Origin of the sequence: Variovorax sp. IB41 (genome assembly GCF_016405905.1) — a bacterium.
Taxonomy (GTDB): Bacteria; Pseudomonadota; Gammaproteobacteria; order Burkholderiales; family Burkholderiaceae_C; genus Variovorax.
Window position 1 is genome coordinate 110422 of record NZ_JAEFCB010000004.1, and the last position, 16123, is coordinate 126544.

Consider the following 16123-nt stretch of genomic DNA (forward strand, 5'->3'; position numbering starts at 1 on the left):
CGACGGGTCTGAGCACGACGAACAGCAACGTCAGCAGCCTGTCGACTTCGACCTCCACAGGCCTGAGCACGGCGACCAGCCGGATCAACAGTCTGTCGACTTCCACGTCGAGCGGATTGAGCACGGCAACCAGCAGCATCTCCAGCTTGTCCACGTCGACATCGACGGGTCTGAGCACGACGAACAGCAACGTCAGCAGCCTGTCGACTTCGACCTCGAGTGGCTTGAGTTCCGCCACGAGCAGCATCGGCAGCCTGTCGACCTCGACCTCCACAGGCCTGAGCACGGCGACCAGCAGCATCTCCAGCCTGTCCACTTCGACATCGTCGGGCTTGAGCACAGCCACGAGCGGCGTCACCAGCCTGTCCACCGGCTTGAGCTCAACCAACAGCAGTGTGACCAGTCTGTCGACTTCAACCTCCACGGGCCTGAGCACAGCGACCAGCCGAATCAACAGTCTCTCGACTTCCACGTCGAGCGGATTGAGCACGGCAACAAGCAGCATCTCCAGCCTGTCCACTTCCACATCGTCGGGCTTGAGCACAGCCACGAGCGGCATCACCAGCCTGTCCACCGGCTTGAGCTCCACCAACAGCGGCGTGGGCAGCCTGTCGACGGGTCTGAGCACGACCAACAGCGCCGTGAGCAGCCTGTCGACTTCCACGTCCTCGGGCCTGAGCACCGCGACCAGCGGCATCTCGAGCCTGTCCACGGGCCTGAGCTCCGCCACGAGCGGCATCGGCAGCCTCTCCACCGGCCTGAGCTCCGCCAACAGCAGCATCGGCAGCCTGTCCACGGGCCTGTCGAATTCAGTTCAATACGACGACGCGAGCCACACCAAGGTCACGCTCGGCGGCGCAGGCTCGACCACTCCGGTCATCCTCACGAACGTCGCCGCGGGCGTGAACCCCACCGACGCGGTGAACTTCGGGCAACTCACCTCGCTCTCGACCTCTGTGTCCAGCGGCATGAGCAGCCTGTCCACCGGGTTGAGCACCACCAACAGCACGGTCGGCAGCCTGTCGACCGGGGTGAGCACTTCGGCCAGCGGGATCGGCAGCCTGTCGACTTCGACCTCCACGGGCCTGAGCACGGCAACGAGCAGCATTGGAAGCCTGTCTACCGGGCTGAGCACCACGAACAGCAACGTGAGCAGTCTGTCGACTTCGACGTCGACCGGACTGAGCACCGCGACCAGCGGCATCGGCAGTTTGTCAACCGGACTGAGTACAACGGACAGCAGCCTCGCCAGCCTGTCGACCTCCACGTCAACGGGCTTGAGCACGGCAACGAGCAGCGTTGGAAGCCTGTCTACCGGACTGAGCACCACGAACAGTAGCGTGAGCAGCTTGTCGTCTTCGACATCCACGGGTTTGAGCACTGCGACCAGCGGCGTCTCGAGCCTGTCCACGGGATTGAGCACGACCAACAGCGGCCTGGTGAGCCTCTCGACCTCGACCTCCACCGGTCTGAGCACCGCTACAAGCGGCATCTCGAGCCTGTCTACCGGCTTGAGTACGACCAACAGCAACGTCAGCAGCTTGTCGACTTCGACGTCCACAGGTCTGAGCACGGCCACCAGCAGCATCGGCAGCCTGTCCACCGGCCTGAGCACTGCCACCAGCGGCGTCTCCAGCCTTTCCACTGGCTTGAGCACCACCAACAGCAACGTGAACAGCTTGTCGACCTCGACGTCTACGGGCCTGAGCACCGCCACGAGCAGCATCGGCAGCCTGTCCACGGGCTTGAGCACGACAGACAGCAGCCTGGCCAGTTTGTCCACCTCGACCTCCACAGGCCTGAGCACGGCCACCAGCGGTATCTCGAGCCTCTCCACCGGCTTGAGCACGACCAACAGCAACGTGAGCAGCCTGTCGACTTCCACGTCGAGCGGACTGAGCACTGCGACCAGCGGCATCTCCAGCCTCTCCACAGGCCTGAGCACCACCAACAGCAACGTCAGCAGCCTGTCCACCGGCCTGAGCACCACCACGAGCAGCATCGGCAGTCTGTCCACCGGCTTAAGCACGACGGACAGCAACCTCGCCAGTCTCTCGACTTCGACCTCCACGGGCCTGAGCACCGCAACGAGCGGCATCTCTAGCCTGTCCACCGGCTTGAGCACGACCAACAGCAGCGTGAGCAGCCTGTCGAGCTCGACCTCAACCGGCCTCAGCACCGCGACCAGCAACATCAGCAGCTTGTCCACCGGCCTGAGCACCACCAACAGCAACGTCAGCAGCCTGTCGACTTCGACGTCTACCGGGCTCAGCACCGCGACGAGCAGCATCAACAGCCTGTCCACCGGACTGAGCACCACGGACAGCAACCTCGCCAGCCTCTCGACCTCGACCTCTACGGGTCTGAGCACGGCGACCAGCGGTATCTCCAGCCTCTCCACAGGCCTGAGCACCGCTACGAGCGGCATCTCGAGCCTTTCCACTGGACTGAGCACCACCACGAGCAGCATCGGCAGTCTGTCCACTGGCCTGAGCACAACGGACAGCAATCTGGCCAGTCTCTCGACCTCGACCTCCACGGGCCTGAGCACTGCAACCAGCAGCATCGACAGCCTGTCGACCTCCACGTCGACAGGCCTGAGCACGGCGACCAGTGGCATCTCGAGCCTGTCCACCGGCCTGAGCTCCGCCACCAGCGGCATCGGCAGCTTGTCCACGGGCTTGAGCACGACGGACAGCAGCCTGGCCAGCCTGTCGACATCGACCTCCACGGGTCTGAGCACGGCCACCAGCGGTATCTCCAGCCTCTCCACAGGCTTGAGCACGACCAACAGCAGCGTGAGCAGCCTGTCGACCTCGACGTCTACCGGCCTGAGTACCGCGACCAGCAGCATCGACAGCCTCTCGACCTCCACGTCGACAGGCCTGAGCACGGCGACCAGTGGCATCTCGAGCCTGTCCACCGGCCTGAGCACCGCCACCAGCGGCATCTCCAGCCTCTCTACAGGCCTCAGCACCACCAACACCAACCTCGCCAGCCTCTCGACCTCCACATCGTCCGGCCTGAGCACGGTGACCAGCGGCATCGGCAGCCTCTCCACGGGCCTGAGCACGACCAACCAGAACGTCACCAACCTGAGCACGACAGTCACCGACATCTACAACAACGGCACCAAGTACTTCCACGCCAATTCGACCGCAGCGGACTCGCAAGCGCTCGGACAGGAGTCCGTGGCGATCGGGCCGCAGTCGGTGGCGGGCGGTGCCAACTCCTTCGCCGCCGGCAACGGCGCGAAGGCGACGGCCGACGGTGCGGTGGCGATCGGCTTCGGCGCGCAGGCCACGGGCACCAACGCCATCGCCATCGGCTCCGGCGCGCTGGCGACCGGCTCGCAGGCCATCGGCGCCAACGCCCGCGCCGGCGGCGGCGGCGTGGCGCTGGGCGACAACGCGGATGCGGGCGGCACGCCGATCAGTCAGGCGCAGAACGTCGCCAAGGGCACGGCCATCGGCTTCGGCGCGGTGGTGCAGCAAAGCGGCGGCGTCGCGCTGGGCTCCGGCTCGGTGGCATCGACCGCGGCGGGCGTGGCCGGCTACGTGCCCGCCAACGCGGCGGCGCAGCAGGCGGCCGCCGTCAACGCCACCACCAGCACGCAGGCCGCGGTGTCGGTGGGCGACGCGGCCAGCGGGCAGTTCCGCCAGATCACCGGCGTGGCCGCGGGCACGGCCGACAGCGATGCGACCAACGTCGCGCAGCTGCGGGCCAGCGCCAGCGCGGTGGCCGCGGGCAGCGTGCAGTACGCGACCAACCCGGACGGCTCGGTCAACTACGGCCAGGTCAACATGGGCAACGGCCAGGCGCCCAACGGCACGCGGATCTCCAACGTGGCGCCGGGCGTCGCACCGACCGATGCGGTCAACCTGGGGCAACTGACGGCCGCGCAGAACCAGCTGCAGGGCCAGATCAGCAGCACGCAGCGCATCGCCTACTCGGGCGTGGCCATGGCCACCGCGATGAGTTCGCTGCCGCAGGCAATGACGCCGGGCAAGACGCTGCTGGCGGTCGGGGTGGGCAACTACTCGGGCTACAGCGCGATGGCCGTGGGCTTCTCCTCGCGCTCGGACAACGGCAAGTGGGTCTACAAGGTCAACGGCGGCTACAGCGGCACCAAGTTCAACATCGGCGTGGGCGTGGGCTATGAGTTCGATTGACGAGCGGTTCGCACCGCGGGCCGCAAGGCGAGCTCGCGCCATCGGATGACGGAGAGTTCGCGCAGCCCGTTGTCACTGGCGCTTCTGGATGAAAAAGACGCGCGCGGCACCGCCGTGCAAGACAGCCTGCGAACGACGCACCACCAGGTGGCGTCGTTCGCCAGCACCGCCGAACTCCTGGCCGCCATGGGCCGCGGGCAGCGCTTCGACCTGCTGCTGCTGGCCTCGCACGACGAGCTGACGCACACCAGCCTGCGCGCCGCATGCGAGGTGCTGGGCCTGGCGATCCTGGTCATTCCGCAGGGCGGCGCCTGGAAGGGCCTGCCCTTGTGGCGCGAAGCGCTGGCACGCCGGATGCCCGCCGTTCCCGAGGGCGGCGCCCCTGCGTTGCCTGCGTCGCGGACGCCGATGTCCGGGGACATGGTGCGGGGCGCCTATCGCTTCATCAACGAATCGGGCGTGGTGTTCCTTCGGGAGCGCGAGATCCGTCTCTCGCGACAATCTTTCGCCCTCGCGTCGGCGCTGTTCCAGAACGTCGACCGCGTGCTGACGCGGGAGTGGCTGTGGCGCGCGATCTGGAAGGCGCCGGCCGGGCGCTCGGTGGGCCGGGTGATCGACGTGTGCGCCGCGGGCGTGCGCAAGAAGCTGGCGCTGGAGGCCGGAAACGGGTACGTGCTGCGCTCGGTGTATGGCACGGGCTACCAGCTCGCGAGCGTCCCGGCGCAGCATGGCCACCCGGCGGTCGAAGCGCACCTGTAAGCACCAGCGCGCACACGCTAGCGGCGCGATTTCCCCGCCGCCGCGATCGCATCGAGCACCGCGCGCAACGCCTTGCTGACCGGCTTGTCCCGCCGCATGACGACGGCCAGCGTGCGGTGCATGCGCGGCGCGAGGCGGCTGGTCTTCAGGTCGGGGTGGGCGCCGCGGCCGGTCATCGCCATGCGCGGCACGATGCCGTAGCCCAACCCCGCGGCCACCATTTCCTTCATCGCCTCGACGCTGCCCAGCTCCATCACGGGCTGCGGCTGCAGGCCTTCGGCGGCGAACCAGCGGTCCACCAGCTTGCGCGTGTTGGCCGCCGGCTCGAACAGCACCAGCGGCAAGGCGGCGAGGTCCGCCGGCGTCACGCGCGCCTTCAAGGGTGCGAGGTCGCTGCGGCCGATGGCGACGAATTCGTCGTCGAGCACCCGCGTCACGCTCAGCGAACGGCCCGCGGCGGGCAGCGTGACCAGCGCGAGGTCGATGCTGTTCTCCTCGACCTTGCGCACATGGTCCTCGGTGTTGCCGGTGCTCACCACGATGCCGAGCGCCGGAAATTCCTCACGCAGCGCGCGCAGCACGGCCGGCAGGAAATGCAGGCACGCCGTCGCGCCCGTGCCCAGGCGCACGCGGCCCGTCACGCCGCTCGCGTGATCGGCCAGCGCGTCGATGGCGTTGTCCACCGCGGTCTCGATGTGGTGCGCATGGCGCAGCAACTCCATGCCGGCCGGCGTGGCCCGCGCGCGCTTGCCGACGCGCTCGATGAGCCGCACCGAGAGCCGCCGCTCCAGCTGGCGCACCTGCAGGCTGATGGCCGGCTGCGTGAGGCCGAGCCGGTCAGCCGCGGCCGAGAAGCTGCCGGTTTCGATCACCAGGCCGAAGGACTTGAGCTGGTCGAGGTTCAGCGTCTTTTCCAAAGTATTCCTTATGCCTTGCATAGTCCATCGAAGCTTCACTTATCGATGGTGGATCGTCAAGATCCGGGGCATGCCCTCACAGACCCTCGTTTCCACCACCCTCGACATCCTCGACGCCGAGCCGCACCACATGGCCGCGGTGCAGGCCATCTACAGCCACTACGTGCAGCACGACCTGTGCTCTTTCGAGGAAGAAGTGCCCACTGCCGAGCAGATGCAGGCGCGCCGCGCCGAGGTGTTGCGGCGTGGCCTCCCCTACCTCGTCGCGCTGAAAGATGGCGAAGTGGTCGGCTACGCCTACGCAAGCCCCTACCGCGCCCGCTCCGCGTACCGCCACACGGTGGAAGACTCGATCTACGTCGCAGAAGGCCTGCACGGCCACGGCATCGGCAAGGCATTGCTGCGGGCGGTGATTGCGCGCTGCACCGACGGCGGCTTCACGCAGATGGTGACGGTGGTGGGCAACAGCGCCAACGCCGGTTCGCAGCGCCTGCACGAAAGCCTCTGCTTCGAGACGGTCGGCGTGCTGCGCAACGTCGGCTTCAAGTTCGGGCAGTGGGTCGATACCGTGCTGATGCAGCGCGCACTGCGCTGAACCCCTGCACCGGGGCGTTCAGCCCGCCTCGTCCTCCGACCACTCGGGGCTGTAGCCGCCGAGCGTCGGGTGGTACATCTCGTCGCCCGAATGCTGAGTGAATTCGACGTTGAGCCGGTCTTCGCGCAGGCCCAATATTTCGATGCAGTCGCCGCACAGGGCCTTCGCGACTTCGAGCCGCAATTCGGCGGAGCGGCCGCGGCGGATGTCGCACATCAGCACCGACACCTCGGTGGCCTCGCCGTCCACCATGCGCCAGACGCCGCCCTCGCCCACTTCGCGGATCGCGACGCTGATGCGGCGGATGTCCACGCTCATCAGGTCGGCATAGGTTTCGCAGAGCTTGCGCGCGAGGCGCTTCTTGTCGGCCACTTCATGGCGGTCGTTCACGTCGAGCTGGAGGTAGGGCATGTCCGGCACCTTACGGAAAAACGATTCCCATCGGTCCCGCGCAGGCATTCAGGTTTTGATTTGCCACCGGATGGCCATCCCCGTCTAATACGGGCCATGGCCAAGAGACGAAGCCTCAGATCAGACACCTGCCCGATGGCGCGCTCGCTGGACATCGTGGGCGACCAGTGGTCGCTGCTCATCGTCCGCGACGCATTCGACGGCATGAAGCGCTTCGGCGAATTCCAGCAGAGCCTGGGCGTGGCGAAGAACATCCTCGCGGACCGGCTGAAGAACCTCGTGCAGGAAGGCGTGCTCGCGCTCGCGCCCGCCTCCGACGGCACGATGTACCAGGAATACGTTTTGACGCCCAAGGGCAACGGCCTTTTCCCCGTGGTGGTGGGCCTGCGGCACTGGGGCGAGCAGCACCTCTACGGCAAGGGCGAGGCGCACTCGGTACTCGTGGAGCGTGACAGCGGCAAGCCGGTGCGCAAGCTCGAGCTGCGCACGCACGACGGCAAGCCGCTCGATGCGGCCGCGACCTTCGTGAAGAAGCTGCCCGTGAAGACGGCGCGCGCCAAGGCCCGATAGGACGGCGCGAGGCCGCTCGGGCCTTCAATGACCTAGGCGCCCGCGGCCGCCTTCGCCTTGGCGGCGAGCGCCGCGAACTCTTCCTTGCCGAAGGCCGTGCCGAACATGCCCCAGCCGCCCTCCGCGGCCTCGGTGAGGATCACCCAGGTGCGCGCCGCCTGGCCCGCGTCGCCCGTGAGCTTCACGACGATTTCGGTGGCCTCCCTGGTGATCTGCTTTTGCCCCTCGCGGTTGAGCGAACCGGGCGGCGTGACGATCTGGATGCGCACGGTGCGGGCCTGCGCCGTGGTGGCGGTCTGCACGGCCGACGCCGGCAGGCGGTGGATGTAGGCGGCGGTGTTGTCCAGGTGGAAGGGGCCGGGCTTGGCCACGCCTTCGGCGCGCAGCACGGCGAGGGTGAGCGCTTCGCCGAGCTGGCGGTCGGTCTCGGCGCCGGCCGGGAACAGGTCTGCGGCGGCGTAAACGTCGATCATGGGCATGGGGATTCCTCGGTGGCTGTTGGAGTGGGGTTTGGAGGGGAGTCGGAGAGGACTTCGATTTCTGAATGACGACCGTCATCCACATCGAGGATGATGATGAACATAATCCTGATCGTCAAGCACACGACCGAGGACTTTTCACGGATATGGGCCACTCCAGAGAGAACAAGGCGCAAAGCCACGACCGCATCGTGCAGACCGCCGCGGCACGCTTTCGCGAAGCGGGCGTGGAAGGCGTCGGCGTGGCCGACCTGATGAAGGAAGCGGGCCTCACACACGGCGGCTTCTACCGGCACTTCGCATCGCGCGACGAACTGGTCGCCGAGGCGGTCGAATGCGCCCTGCGCGACGGCGGCCGCGCGGTCGAGGCGGTGGCATCGGCCAAGCTCGCCCGCCCGGCCCTGGTGGCTGCGCTGGTCGATGCCTACCTGAGCACCGCGCACCGCGACGGCCTGGCCACGAGCTGCGCCGTCACCACCCTCGCCGGCGACGTGGCACGCAGCAACGACAGGGCCCGCACCGCGTACACGCAGCAGGTCGACATCTACCTGAAACTCCTTGCCGGGCTGGCGGTGGCGGACAAGCCCAAGGCGAGGCGAACGAAGGCGATCGCGGCGCTGTCTTCGCTGGTCGGCGCCGTGTCGCTGTCGCGTGCGGTGAACGACGAGAAGCTGTCGCGGGAAATCCTCAAGGCGGCGGCCGACGAGCTGAAGGCGCAGCTGGGTTGAACCGCCCTACTCGCCCAGCAGCTCGCCGATGGGCTGCAGGTCTTCCACCCGGTCGCAGATCGACTTGATCACCATCGTGATCGGAATGCCCAGCAGCAGCCCCCAGATGCCCCAGAGCCAGCCCCAGAAGATCACGCCCACGAACACCGCCACCGGATTCATGCGGCTGGTGCGGCTGGTGAGCCAGGGCATCAGCAGGTTGCCGATGACCGTGTGGATGGCCAGCGACACGCCGCCCACCAAAATGCCCATCTGCAGGCTGTTGAACTGCAAGAAGGCCACCAGCCCCGCGGCCACCAGCACGATCACCGAGCCGATGTAGGGAATGAGGTTGGTCACGGCCGCGATGATTCCCCAAACGGCCGCGTTTTCCACGCCGATGACCCAGAACGCGAGGCCGGTGGTCACGCCCACCACCACGCTCACCAAAATTTGCACCAGCAGGTAACGCTCGATGTTGCGCGTGATGTCGTCCAGCACGTGCACCGTGACCTTCTTCTTCTGCAGGCTCGACCCCGTGATCTTGATGAGCTTGCGACGGAAGGTGTCGCCCGAGCACAGCGCGAAGTAGGTGAGAAAGGCCACCAGCGTGAACTGCCCGAGCGCGCTCAGGAGGCCGACCGTGCCGCTCAGCAGGTAGTCGCGCACGTTGAAGCCGGGCCGCTCGATGATGACGCGGGCCACGCCGCGCCGCGAGGCGACGCGCGCGGAGTTTTCCTCGGCGGCTTTCTCCAGCTGCGCGGCGGCCTGCTGCACGCTCTCGAGCGGCGTGGCGCTCGCGCCCTTGTCGCGGCGCATCGCCTGCCCGAGCTTCTGCGCGGCGACCGGCAGCGAATCGACCAGCTGCGACGCGTTGCCCGAGAGCGAATAGCCCGTCCACCCGATGCCGCCGAACAGGCCCACGAGGATGAGCGCCGCGCCGATCCAGCGCGGCAGATGCCAGCGGTGCAGCATCTCGACCACGGGCGACAGCGCATAGGTCAGCAGGAGGCTGAGCATCAGCGGAATGAACACCGCCTGGCCCCACTGCAGCGCGAACACGCTGGCCAGCACGGCGAGCACCACCAGCGAGGCGCTGCGCACGTCCACCGGCATGTGCAGCAGCAGGCGCCGACGCTGGGCGGCGGCGGGTTCCGCGGCGGGCTCTTCCGGTGCGGGTGCGGGTGCGGACGCAGATTCGGGTGCGGGCGTGACGGGAGAAGGCGTCTGCGGCGCTTCGACGGCCGGAGGCTCGGGCGCCGGTTGCGGCGCCTCGGCGGCCTGTGGCTTGTCGGGCGCGGGGGGCTTGTGTTCGTCGTTCATCGCGTTTCCTTGAGCACTTCGCGCACCGCGGCGAGCTGGCGCCGCGACACCGCGACGGGTTCGGGAATCGCATCGAGCCGCAGCGCCCAGCCTTCGGCGTCTTCGCCGTCGTCGTATTTCTCGAGCGCGCGGATGGCCGAGCGGGCCACCAGCGCGTTGCGGTGCACGCGCAGGAAGCGGTTCGGATAGCGCTCCTCGAACTCGTTGAGCGAGCCATCCAGGATGTGGCTGCGCGTGGCGGTGCGCACGGTGAGGTACTTGTATTCGGACTTGAGGTACAGCACCTCCGAGAGCGGCACCCGCTCGGCGCGGCCGCGGTCCTGGATCAGCACGGTCTCGGGAGCCGCCGGGGCCGCGGCCTGCAGCGCGCGGCGCTCCTTGAGGAACCGCTCGGCCTTCTGCAGCGCCTGCTGCAGCCGCTCGGCGCGCACCGGCTTGGTCAGGTAATCGACCGCGTCCAGCTCGAAGGCGGTGACCGCGTGCGTCGCATGCGCCGTGACGAACACCACGGCCGGCGCATCGGGGTTGCTGCGCAGCGCGCGCGCCACCTCGATGCCGTCGACGCCGGGCATGTGCACATCGAGCAGCACGAGGTCCAGCGCCATCGTGGCCAGGTGCTGCTGCGCCTCCGCGCCCTGCGAGGCCTCGGCCACCACCTCGGCGGCGGGCGAACTGCAGTCGCGCAGCAGCGTGCGCATGCGGGAACGCGCCAGCGCTTCGTCGTCGACGATCAGGGTCTTGAGGGTCATGATTCGGCGGGGATCGCGATGCGCACCCGGTAGTTTTTCTGGTCCATGCCGGCGCTGAACTGCATCTGCATGTCGTGCAACAGGCGCAGGCGATCCCGCACGTTGGCCAGCGCGATGCCGTGGCCGCGCGGCAGCGGCTCGTCGGCCCAGCGCAGCGGCGGCAGGCTGTTGACCACCTCGATCACCACCATGCTGCCGCGCCGCTCGGTGCGGATGCGCAGCTTGGCGCCATCGGGGCTGGGCTCCACGCCGTGCTTGATGGCGTTCTCCACCAGCGGCTGCAAGAGGAGCGGCGGCAGGCGCGCATTGCTGGCCGCGGCATCCAGGTCCCAGCGGATGCGCAACCGGTCGCCGAAGCGCACCTGCTCGATCGCCAGGTAGCGCTCGGCCAGCGCGATCTCGTCGGCCAGCGTGCCCGATTCGCCCGGGTCGGCCAGCGCCTGGCGGAACAGCTCGGCCAGGTCCTCGAGCATGGTCTCGGCCTTGGCGGGTTCTTCCCGCACGAGAGCGATGGCGCTGTTGAGCGTGTTGAAGAGAAAGTGCGGGCGGATGCGCGACTGCAGCTCCTCGAGCCGGGCCGTGGTGGCGGCGGGCGTCTGGCCGCGCGCGCGCAGGGCCATCGCGGTCATCACCAGCCCCGCAAAGAGCGCCCCGGCCAGCGCACTGGCCAGCCACGGCGCGCTGGCCAGCACGCCCGTCAGGCGCAGCAGGCCGCAGCCGTAGAGCGATGCGAGCGCGCCGAGCACGGCGCCGGCCGCGTACTGCCACTGGCGCGGCAGGCGCCGCAGTTGCTTCTTGAGCCCGCAGGCCGTCACCAGCCACAGCAGCGTGGCGGGCAAGGCGCCGCCGGTGACGGTGGCCGTCTGCACCAGCCATTCGCCGGGCGTGGAAACCACGAAGAGCGCGGCGATGGCCACCACCACCTCGACGAACACCACGGTGCGCAGCACCACGCCGATCTGGCACGCATCGAACAGCGACGGCTCGCCGCGCAGGGGCGCGCGAGCCCTTTCCGACGGCGTCGGGGACGTGGAGCCAGGGCTGGCCGATAAAATCGCCGGGTTGCGCATCGCAGACATCACAGATACATCGGGTGACCAACCCATTATTGCCTCCTGGACGGCTCCCATGACCCAAAACCAACTCGACAAGAAATCCGAAGCCTGGTCGGCCCTGTTCTCCGAACCGATGAGCGACCTGGTGAAGCGCTACACCTCCAGCGTCTTCTTCGACAAGCGCCTCTGGCAGGCCGACATCGAAGGCTCCCTCGCCCATGCCGGCATGCTCGCCGCCCAGGGCATCATCCAGAAGCAGGACCACGCCGAAATCGAACGTGGGATGGCGCAGATCCGCAGCGAGATCGAATCGGGCGCCTTCGAGTGGAAGCTCGACCTGGAAGACGTGCACCTGAACATCGAGGCGCGCCTCACGCAACTGGTGGGCGATGCCGGCAAGCGCCTGCACACCGGCCGCAGCCGCAACGACCAAGTGGCCACCGACGTGCGCCTGTGGCTGCGCGGCGAGATCGACCTCATCGGCGACCTGCTCACCGAACTGCAGAAGGCGCTGGTGGACATCGCCGAGAAGAACGTCGAGGTGATCCTCCCCGGCTTCACCCACCTGCAGGTGGCCCAGCCGGTGAGCTTCGGCCACCACATGCTGGCCTACGTGGAAATGTTCAGCCGCGATGCCGAGCGCATGGGCGAGGTGCGCCGCCGCGTCAACCGCCTGCCGCTGGGCGCCGCCGCGCTGGCCGGCACCAGCTATCCGCTGGACCGTGAACTCGTCGCCAAGACGTTGAACATGGACGGCGTCTGCCAGAACAGCCTGGACGCCGTGAGCGACCGCGACTTCGCGATCGAATTCACCGCCGCGGCGAGCCTGTGCATGGTCCACATCAGCCGCATGAGCGAGGAACTCATTCTCTGGATGAGCCAGAACTTCGGCTTCATCCAGATCGCCGACCGCTTCACGACCGGCTCGTCGATCATGCCGCAGAAGAAGAACCCTGACGTGCCCGAACTGGCCCGCGGCAAGACCGGCCGCGTGGTCGGCCACCTGATGGCGCTCATCACGCTCATGAAGGGCCAGCCGCTGGCCTACAACAAGGACAACCAGGAAGACAAGGAGCCGCTGTTCGACACCGTCGACACGCTCAAGGACACCCTGCGCATCTTTGCCGAGATGATCGGCGGCATCACCGTCAAGCCCGAGGCGATGGAAGCCGCCGCGCTGCGCGGCTACGCCACGGCCACCGACCTGGCCGACTACCTCACGAAGAAGGGCCTGCCCTTCCGCGATGCGCACGAAACGGTGGCCCATGCCGTGAAGGCCGCCACCTCGCACAAGGTCGACCTGGCCGAGCTGCCGCTCGCGGTGCTGCAGCAGTTCAACCCGAACATCGAGAAGGACGTGTACGACGTGCTGAGCCTGCGCGGCTCGCTGAACGCACGCAACATCCTCGGCGGAACGGCGCCGGCGCAGGTGAAGGCGCAGATCGCGCGCCACCGCAAGCGGCTCGGCTGAGCGCAGCAGCAACCGGCCGCAGCACGTGTTCTACGCCATCCCGCTCGAGAACAAACCGAGCTGGCGCAACCCGCCGTGGCTGACGGTGCTGCTGATCCTCGTCAACATGATCGTGTGGTGGGGGCCGCAGCGCAGCGAAGAGAGCGCACGCGAGCGCGCCGCCCACTACTACGCCAAGAGCGTGCTGCCCGAGCTGGAGCTGCCGCCCTTCGTAGAGTGGCTGAAAAAGACCGATGCCAAGCGCGGCAAGCTGGGCGAGCGCATGTTGAAGGCCGAGGTCTACGACCAGCTGATCGAAGCGATGGAACGCGACAAGGCCTTCCAGAAGAAGCTCAAGGCCGAAGAAGTCATCACCCCCGCTCACCCGCAGTACGCCGAGTGGAAGCGCGACCGCCAGCAGTACGAGTCGATGCTGCCCGCCCCCTTCACCGAACGCTGGGCGCAGGACTACGGCAAGGACGCCGGGTTCAGCAAGCCCTGGACGCTGGTCACCTCCGCCTTCCTGCACGGCAGCACCGGCCATCTGCTGGGCAACATGCTGTTCCTCTTCCTGTTCGGCGCCTCGGTCGAGCTGGCGCTGGGCCGCAGCACCTACCTCACCTTCTATCTGCTGGGCGCCATCGGCGGCTCGGCGCTGGCGGCCTGGGCCTACGCGGGCAAGGGCTCCTACGGGCTGGGCGCCTCGGGCGCGATCTCCGCGCTGATGGGCATGTACGCGGTGATGTACCGGCTGCGGCGCATCCGCTTTTTCTACCAGCTGTTCTTCTATTTCAACTACGTGAGCGCGCCGGCCCTGCTCCTGCTGCCGGCCTGGATCGTCAACGAGCTGATGCAGCACTGGCTCGCCGATGAGGGCGTCGCCTACATGGCCCACCTGGGCGGCCTGCTCACCGGCGCCGCGCTGATGGGCGGCGCGATGCTGCTGGGCCGCGTGAAGACGCCCGAGACCGTGAAGTCGGAAATGGCGAACGACGAAGACCGCTTCGACCAGCACGTGGCCGCCGCCCGCCGCCTGGCCGCCGCGATGAAGTTCGAGCACGCCGCCGCCGAATGGCGCGCCGCCGCCGCCCTGCGCCCCAACGACACCGACACGCTGCGCGCCTGGTTCAACACTGCGCGCCTGCAGCCCGCGAGCGAAGACTTCCACCAGGCCGCGCGCCGCATCTTCCGCCTGCCTGCGACCGATGCCGAGACGATCGCCCTGCAGCACGCGAGCTACCGCATCTACCTGGACCAGGCCAGGCCGGGCCTGCGGCTGAAGCCCGATGACATGGCGCGGCTCGCGCGCCGGTTCGCGCGCATCCGCGAGTTCGGCGATGCCGACATGCTGTGCCGCATCCTGCTCAAGACGGCGCCCGACCACCCCCAGCTGGCCGACACGCTCTCGGTGTGCGCCAACGGCCTCTTGCACGCGGGCGAGCGCGAGAAGGCGATCGGCCTCCTGCCGCACCTGCTGCGGCTCGCGCCCAACGACATGGTCACGCGCGCCCTGCAGCGCGCCTGACACCGCGCCGACCCTCGGTGCTCCCGGGGCTGTCATGCCCCGGTAGAGCGCCGCTGGCAGCATGTGGCACTGCAATTGCTGCGTCTGGCGTGTAAAGCCGGCCCTTGCGCCCGCGCCTCGTTGAACTTGAGGCTGCACGCCCGCTCCATCCGGGGCTTTTCCTACTTCCGTTGCCTGATTCATGCCTGACCACATCTTCCCTCGCTTCGCCCTGCTCGTTACAGCCCTGGCCATCGCCGCGCTCGCAGGCTGTTCACGCACCAGCGTGGAGACGCCCGCCGCGGCCAAGGCGACCGCCGCACCAGAAAAGGAAGTCGGCGCGGTCACCCTGAAGCATGAAACCCTCGCGATGAGCACCGAGCTCCCCGGCCGCACCGCCGCGCCGGTCATCGCCGAGATCCGCCCGCAGGTCGGCGGCATCCTGAAGGAGCGGCTCTTTACCGAAGGCTCGCAGGTCAAGGCCGGACAGGTGCTCTACCAGCTCGACCCGGCCTCGCTGCAGGCCGCCCATGCGAGCGCGCAGGCCAGCGTGCGCAAGGCCGAATCGGCCCTCGCCACGGCCCGCACCGTGGCCAAGCGCAACGCGGAGCTGGTGAAGATCGACGCCATCAGCCGCCAGGTGTTCGACGAGTCGCAGGCCGCCGAGCAGCAGGCCGAGGCCGACCTGGGCGTAGCCCGCGCGGCCGAGCAGACCACCCGCATCCAGCTGGGCTACACGCGCATCACCTCGCCGATCACAGGCTGGGCCGAACTCTCGACGGTGACACCGGGCGCGCTGGTCACCGCCAACCAGGCGGCGGCCATGACCACCGTGCAGCAGCTCGACCCGATGCACGTGCACGTCACGCAGTCGAGCAGCGAGCTGCTGCGCCTCAAACGCGAACTGGCCAGCGGCCGCCTGCAGCGCGCGAACGGCGCCGAGGCGAGCATCCAGCTGCTGCTGGAGGACGGCACCAAGTACCCGCACGCCGGGCGCCTGACCTTCAGCGGCGTCACCGTCGATGCCGGCACCGGCAGCGTCACGCTGCGCGCGGTGGTGCCCAACCCCGACCGGATGCTGATGCCCGGCATGTACGTGCGCGCGGTGCTGCAGGAAGGCGTGAACCAGGCCGCGCTGCTGGTGCCGCAGCAGGCCGTCACGCGCGCGCCGGACGGCAGCGCCTCGGCGCTGGTGATCGACACCGAGAACAAGGTCGCCAGGCGCCCGATCAGCGTGGGCCGCGCCGTCGGCTCGCAGTGGCAGGTGATCGACGGGCTGGCCGCGGGCGACCGCGTGATGATGGAAGGCTCGCAGCGCGTGAAGGTCGGCGACAAGGTGCGCGTGGTCGATCTGGGCGCGAAGCCGGTGACGAGCCCCGTTGCCATCGCCAAGCCCGACGCCGCCTCCGCAACGCTCGCGCGCTGAGGCCCC

Annotated in this window: 13 protein-coding genes and 2 pseudogenes; 9 read left to right on the forward strand and 6 right to left on the reverse strand. The window is 68.3% G+C overall.

Annotated features, from left to right (window positions below; all coding sequences use genetic code 11):
• Positions 1-8 precede the first annotated feature (8 nt).
• The 3 genes and pseudogenes from JC881_RS32835 to JC881_RS10790 form a co-directional block, all read left to right on the forward strand.
• Positions 9-3362 (forward strand): annotated as a pseudogene (locus JC881_RS32835) (beta strand repeat-containing protein); the annotation flags it as partial.
• A gap of 309 nt (positions 3363-3671) precedes the next feature.
• Positions 3672-4172, forward strand: a pseudogene (locus tag JC881_RS32840) (YadA family autotransporter adhesin); the annotation flags it as partial.
• A gap of 45 nt (positions 4173-4217) precedes the next feature.
• Positions 4218-4931, forward strand: coding sequence for a winged helix-turn-helix domain-containing protein (locus tag JC881_RS10790; protein WP_198785712.1), 714 nt, complete (start codon positions 4218-4220; stop codon positions 4929-4931).
• A gap of 17 nt (positions 4932-4948) precedes the next feature.
• Here the strand turns inward: JC881_RS10790 and JC881_RS10795 are convergent, their stop codons facing one another.
• Positions 4949-5869, reverse strand: a complete 921-nt coding sequence (locus JC881_RS10795; RefSeq protein ID WP_198785713.1) for a LysR family transcriptional regulator — start codon at positions 5867-5869, stop codon at positions 4949-4951.
• Between the two features lie 49 nt (positions 5870-5918).
• Between JC881_RS10795 and JC881_RS10800 the strand changes: the two genes are divergently transcribed.
• Entirely contained in the window at positions 5919-6443 is a 525-nt protein-coding gene (locus tag JC881_RS10800) for a GNAT family N-acetyltransferase (RefSeq protein ID WP_198785714.1), read from the forward strand.
• Positions 6444-6461: 18 nt separating this feature from the next.
• Here the strand turns inward: JC881_RS10800 and JC881_RS10805 are convergent, their stop codons facing one another.
• Positions 6462-6854, reverse strand: a complete 393-nt coding sequence (locus JC881_RS10805) for a tautomerase family protein (RefSeq protein WP_198785715.1) — start codon at positions 6852-6854, stop codon at positions 6462-6464.
• 96 nt (positions 6855-6950) lie between these two features.
• Between JC881_RS10805 and JC881_RS10810 the strand changes: the two genes are divergently transcribed.
• Positions 6951-7424, forward strand: a complete 474-nt coding sequence (locus JC881_RS10810) for a winged helix-turn-helix transcriptional regulator (RefSeq protein ID WP_198785716.1) — start codon at positions 6951-6953, stop codon at positions 7422-7424.
• Between the two features lie 32 nt (positions 7425-7456).
• On the opposite strand, the gene JC881_RS10815 is transcribed toward JC881_RS10810, so the two are convergent.
• Positions 7457-7903, reverse strand: coding sequence for a tautomerase family protein (locus JC881_RS10815; protein ID WP_198785717.1), 447 nt, complete (start codon positions 7901-7903; stop codon positions 7457-7459).
• A gap of 146 nt (positions 7904-8049) precedes the next feature.
• On the opposite strand from JC881_RS10815, the gene JC881_RS10820 reads away from it, so the two are divergent.
• Complete coding sequence (locus tag JC881_RS10820) at positions 8050-8631, forward strand: TetR/AcrR family transcriptional regulator (protein ID WP_198785718.1); 582 nt, start codon at positions 8050-8052, stop codon at positions 8629-8631.
• Between the two features lie 6 nt (positions 8632-8637).
• On the opposite strand, the gene JC881_RS10825 is transcribed toward JC881_RS10820, so the two are convergent.
• Genes JC881_RS10825 through JC881_RS10835 form a run of 3 tightly spaced genes read right to left on the reverse strand, consistent with a single transcriptional unit; the run spans position 8638 to position 11752 of the window.
• A complete protein-coding gene (locus JC881_RS10825; RefSeq protein WP_198785719.1) occupies positions 8638-9933 on the reverse strand; it encodes an AI-2E family transporter in 1296 nt (431 codons plus the stop codon).
• Complete coding sequence (locus JC881_RS10830) at positions 9930-10682, reverse strand: LytR/AlgR family response regulator transcription factor (protein ID WP_198785720.1); 753 nt, start codon at positions 10680-10682, stop codon at positions 9930-9932. The genes JC881_RS10825 and JC881_RS10830 overlap by 4 nt, the downstream gene beginning before the upstream one ends.
• Positions 10679-11752, reverse strand: coding sequence for a sensor histidine kinase (locus JC881_RS10835; RefSeq protein WP_443083343.1), 1074 nt, complete (start codon positions 11750-11752; stop codon positions 10679-10681). Before JC881_RS10835 ends, JC881_RS10830 begins: the two co-directional genes overlap by 4 nt.
• A 58-nt stretch (positions 11753-11810) precedes the next feature.
• Here JC881_RS10835 and argH point away from each other — a divergent pair, with 58 nt between their 5' ends.
• The 3 genes from argH (at position 11811) to JC881_RS10850 (ending at position 16117) form a co-directional block, all read left to right on the forward strand.
• Entirely contained in the window at positions 11811-13208 is a 1398-nt protein-coding gene (argH, locus tag JC881_RS10840; RefSeq protein WP_198785722.1) for an argininosuccinate lyase, read from the forward strand.
• Between the two features lie 25 nt (positions 13209-13233).
• Complete coding sequence (locus tag JC881_RS10845) at positions 13234-14712, forward strand: rhomboid family intramembrane serine protease (RefSeq protein ID WP_198785723.1); 1479 nt, start codon at positions 13234-13236, stop codon at positions 14710-14712.
• Positions 14713-14893: 181 nt separating this feature from the next.
• Positions 14894-16117, forward strand: a complete 1224-nt coding sequence (locus tag JC881_RS10850) for an efflux RND transporter periplasmic adaptor subunit (RefSeq protein WP_198785724.1) — start codon at positions 14894-14896, stop codon at positions 16115-16117.
• Positions 16118-16123 lie beyond the last annotated feature (6 nt).

What these genes read in the sequence shown, in the direction of transcription:
- JC881_RS10790 (WP_198785712.1), top strand. Translation starts at nt 4,218, where the DNA reads ATGACGGAGAGTTCGCGCAGCCCGTTGTCACTGGCGCTTCTGGATGAA.
- JC881_RS10795 (WP_198785713.1), bottom strand. Translation starts at nt 5,869, where the DNA reads ATGCAAGGCATAAGGAATACTTTGGAAAAGACGCTGAACCTCGACCAG.
- JC881_RS10800 (WP_198785714.1), top strand. Translation starts at nt 5,919, where the DNA reads ATGCCCTCACAGACCCTCGTTTCCACCACCCTCGACATCCTCGACGCC.
- JC881_RS10805 (WP_198785715.1), bottom strand. Translation starts at nt 6,854, where the DNA reads ATGCCCTACCTCCAGCTCGACGTGAACGACCGCCATGAAGTGGCCGAC.
- JC881_RS10810 (WP_198785716.1), top strand. Translation starts at nt 6,951, where the DNA reads ATGGCCAAGAGACGAAGCCTCAGATCAGACACCTGCCCGATGGCGCGC.
- JC881_RS10815 (WP_198785717.1), bottom strand. Translation starts at nt 7,903, where the DNA reads ATGCCCATGATCGACGTTTACGCCGCCGCAGACCTGTTCCCGGCCGGC.
- JC881_RS10820 (WP_198785718.1), top strand. Translation starts at nt 8,050, where the DNA reads ATGGGCCACTCCAGAGAGAACAAGGCGCAAAGCCACGACCGCATCGTG.
- JC881_RS10825 (WP_198785719.1), bottom strand. Translation starts at nt 9,933, where the DNA reads ATGAACGACGAACACAAGCCCCCCGCGCCCGACAAGCCACAGGCCGCC.
- JC881_RS10830 (WP_198785720.1), bottom strand. Translation starts at nt 10,682, where the DNA reads ATGACCCTCAAGACCCTGATCGTCGACGACGAAGCGCTGGCGCGTTCC.
- JC881_RS10835 (WP_443083343.1), bottom strand. Translation starts at nt 11,752, where the DNA reads ATGCGCAACCCGGCGATTTTATCGGCCAGCCCTGGCTCCACGTCCCCG.
- argH (WP_198785722.1), top strand. Translation starts at nt 11,811, where the DNA reads ATGACCCAAAACCAACTCGACAAGAAATCCGAAGCCTGGTCGGCCCTG.
- JC881_RS10850 (WP_198785724.1), top strand. Translation starts at nt 14,894, where the DNA reads ATGCCTGACCACATCTTCCCTCGCTTCGCCCTGCTCGTTACAGCCCTG.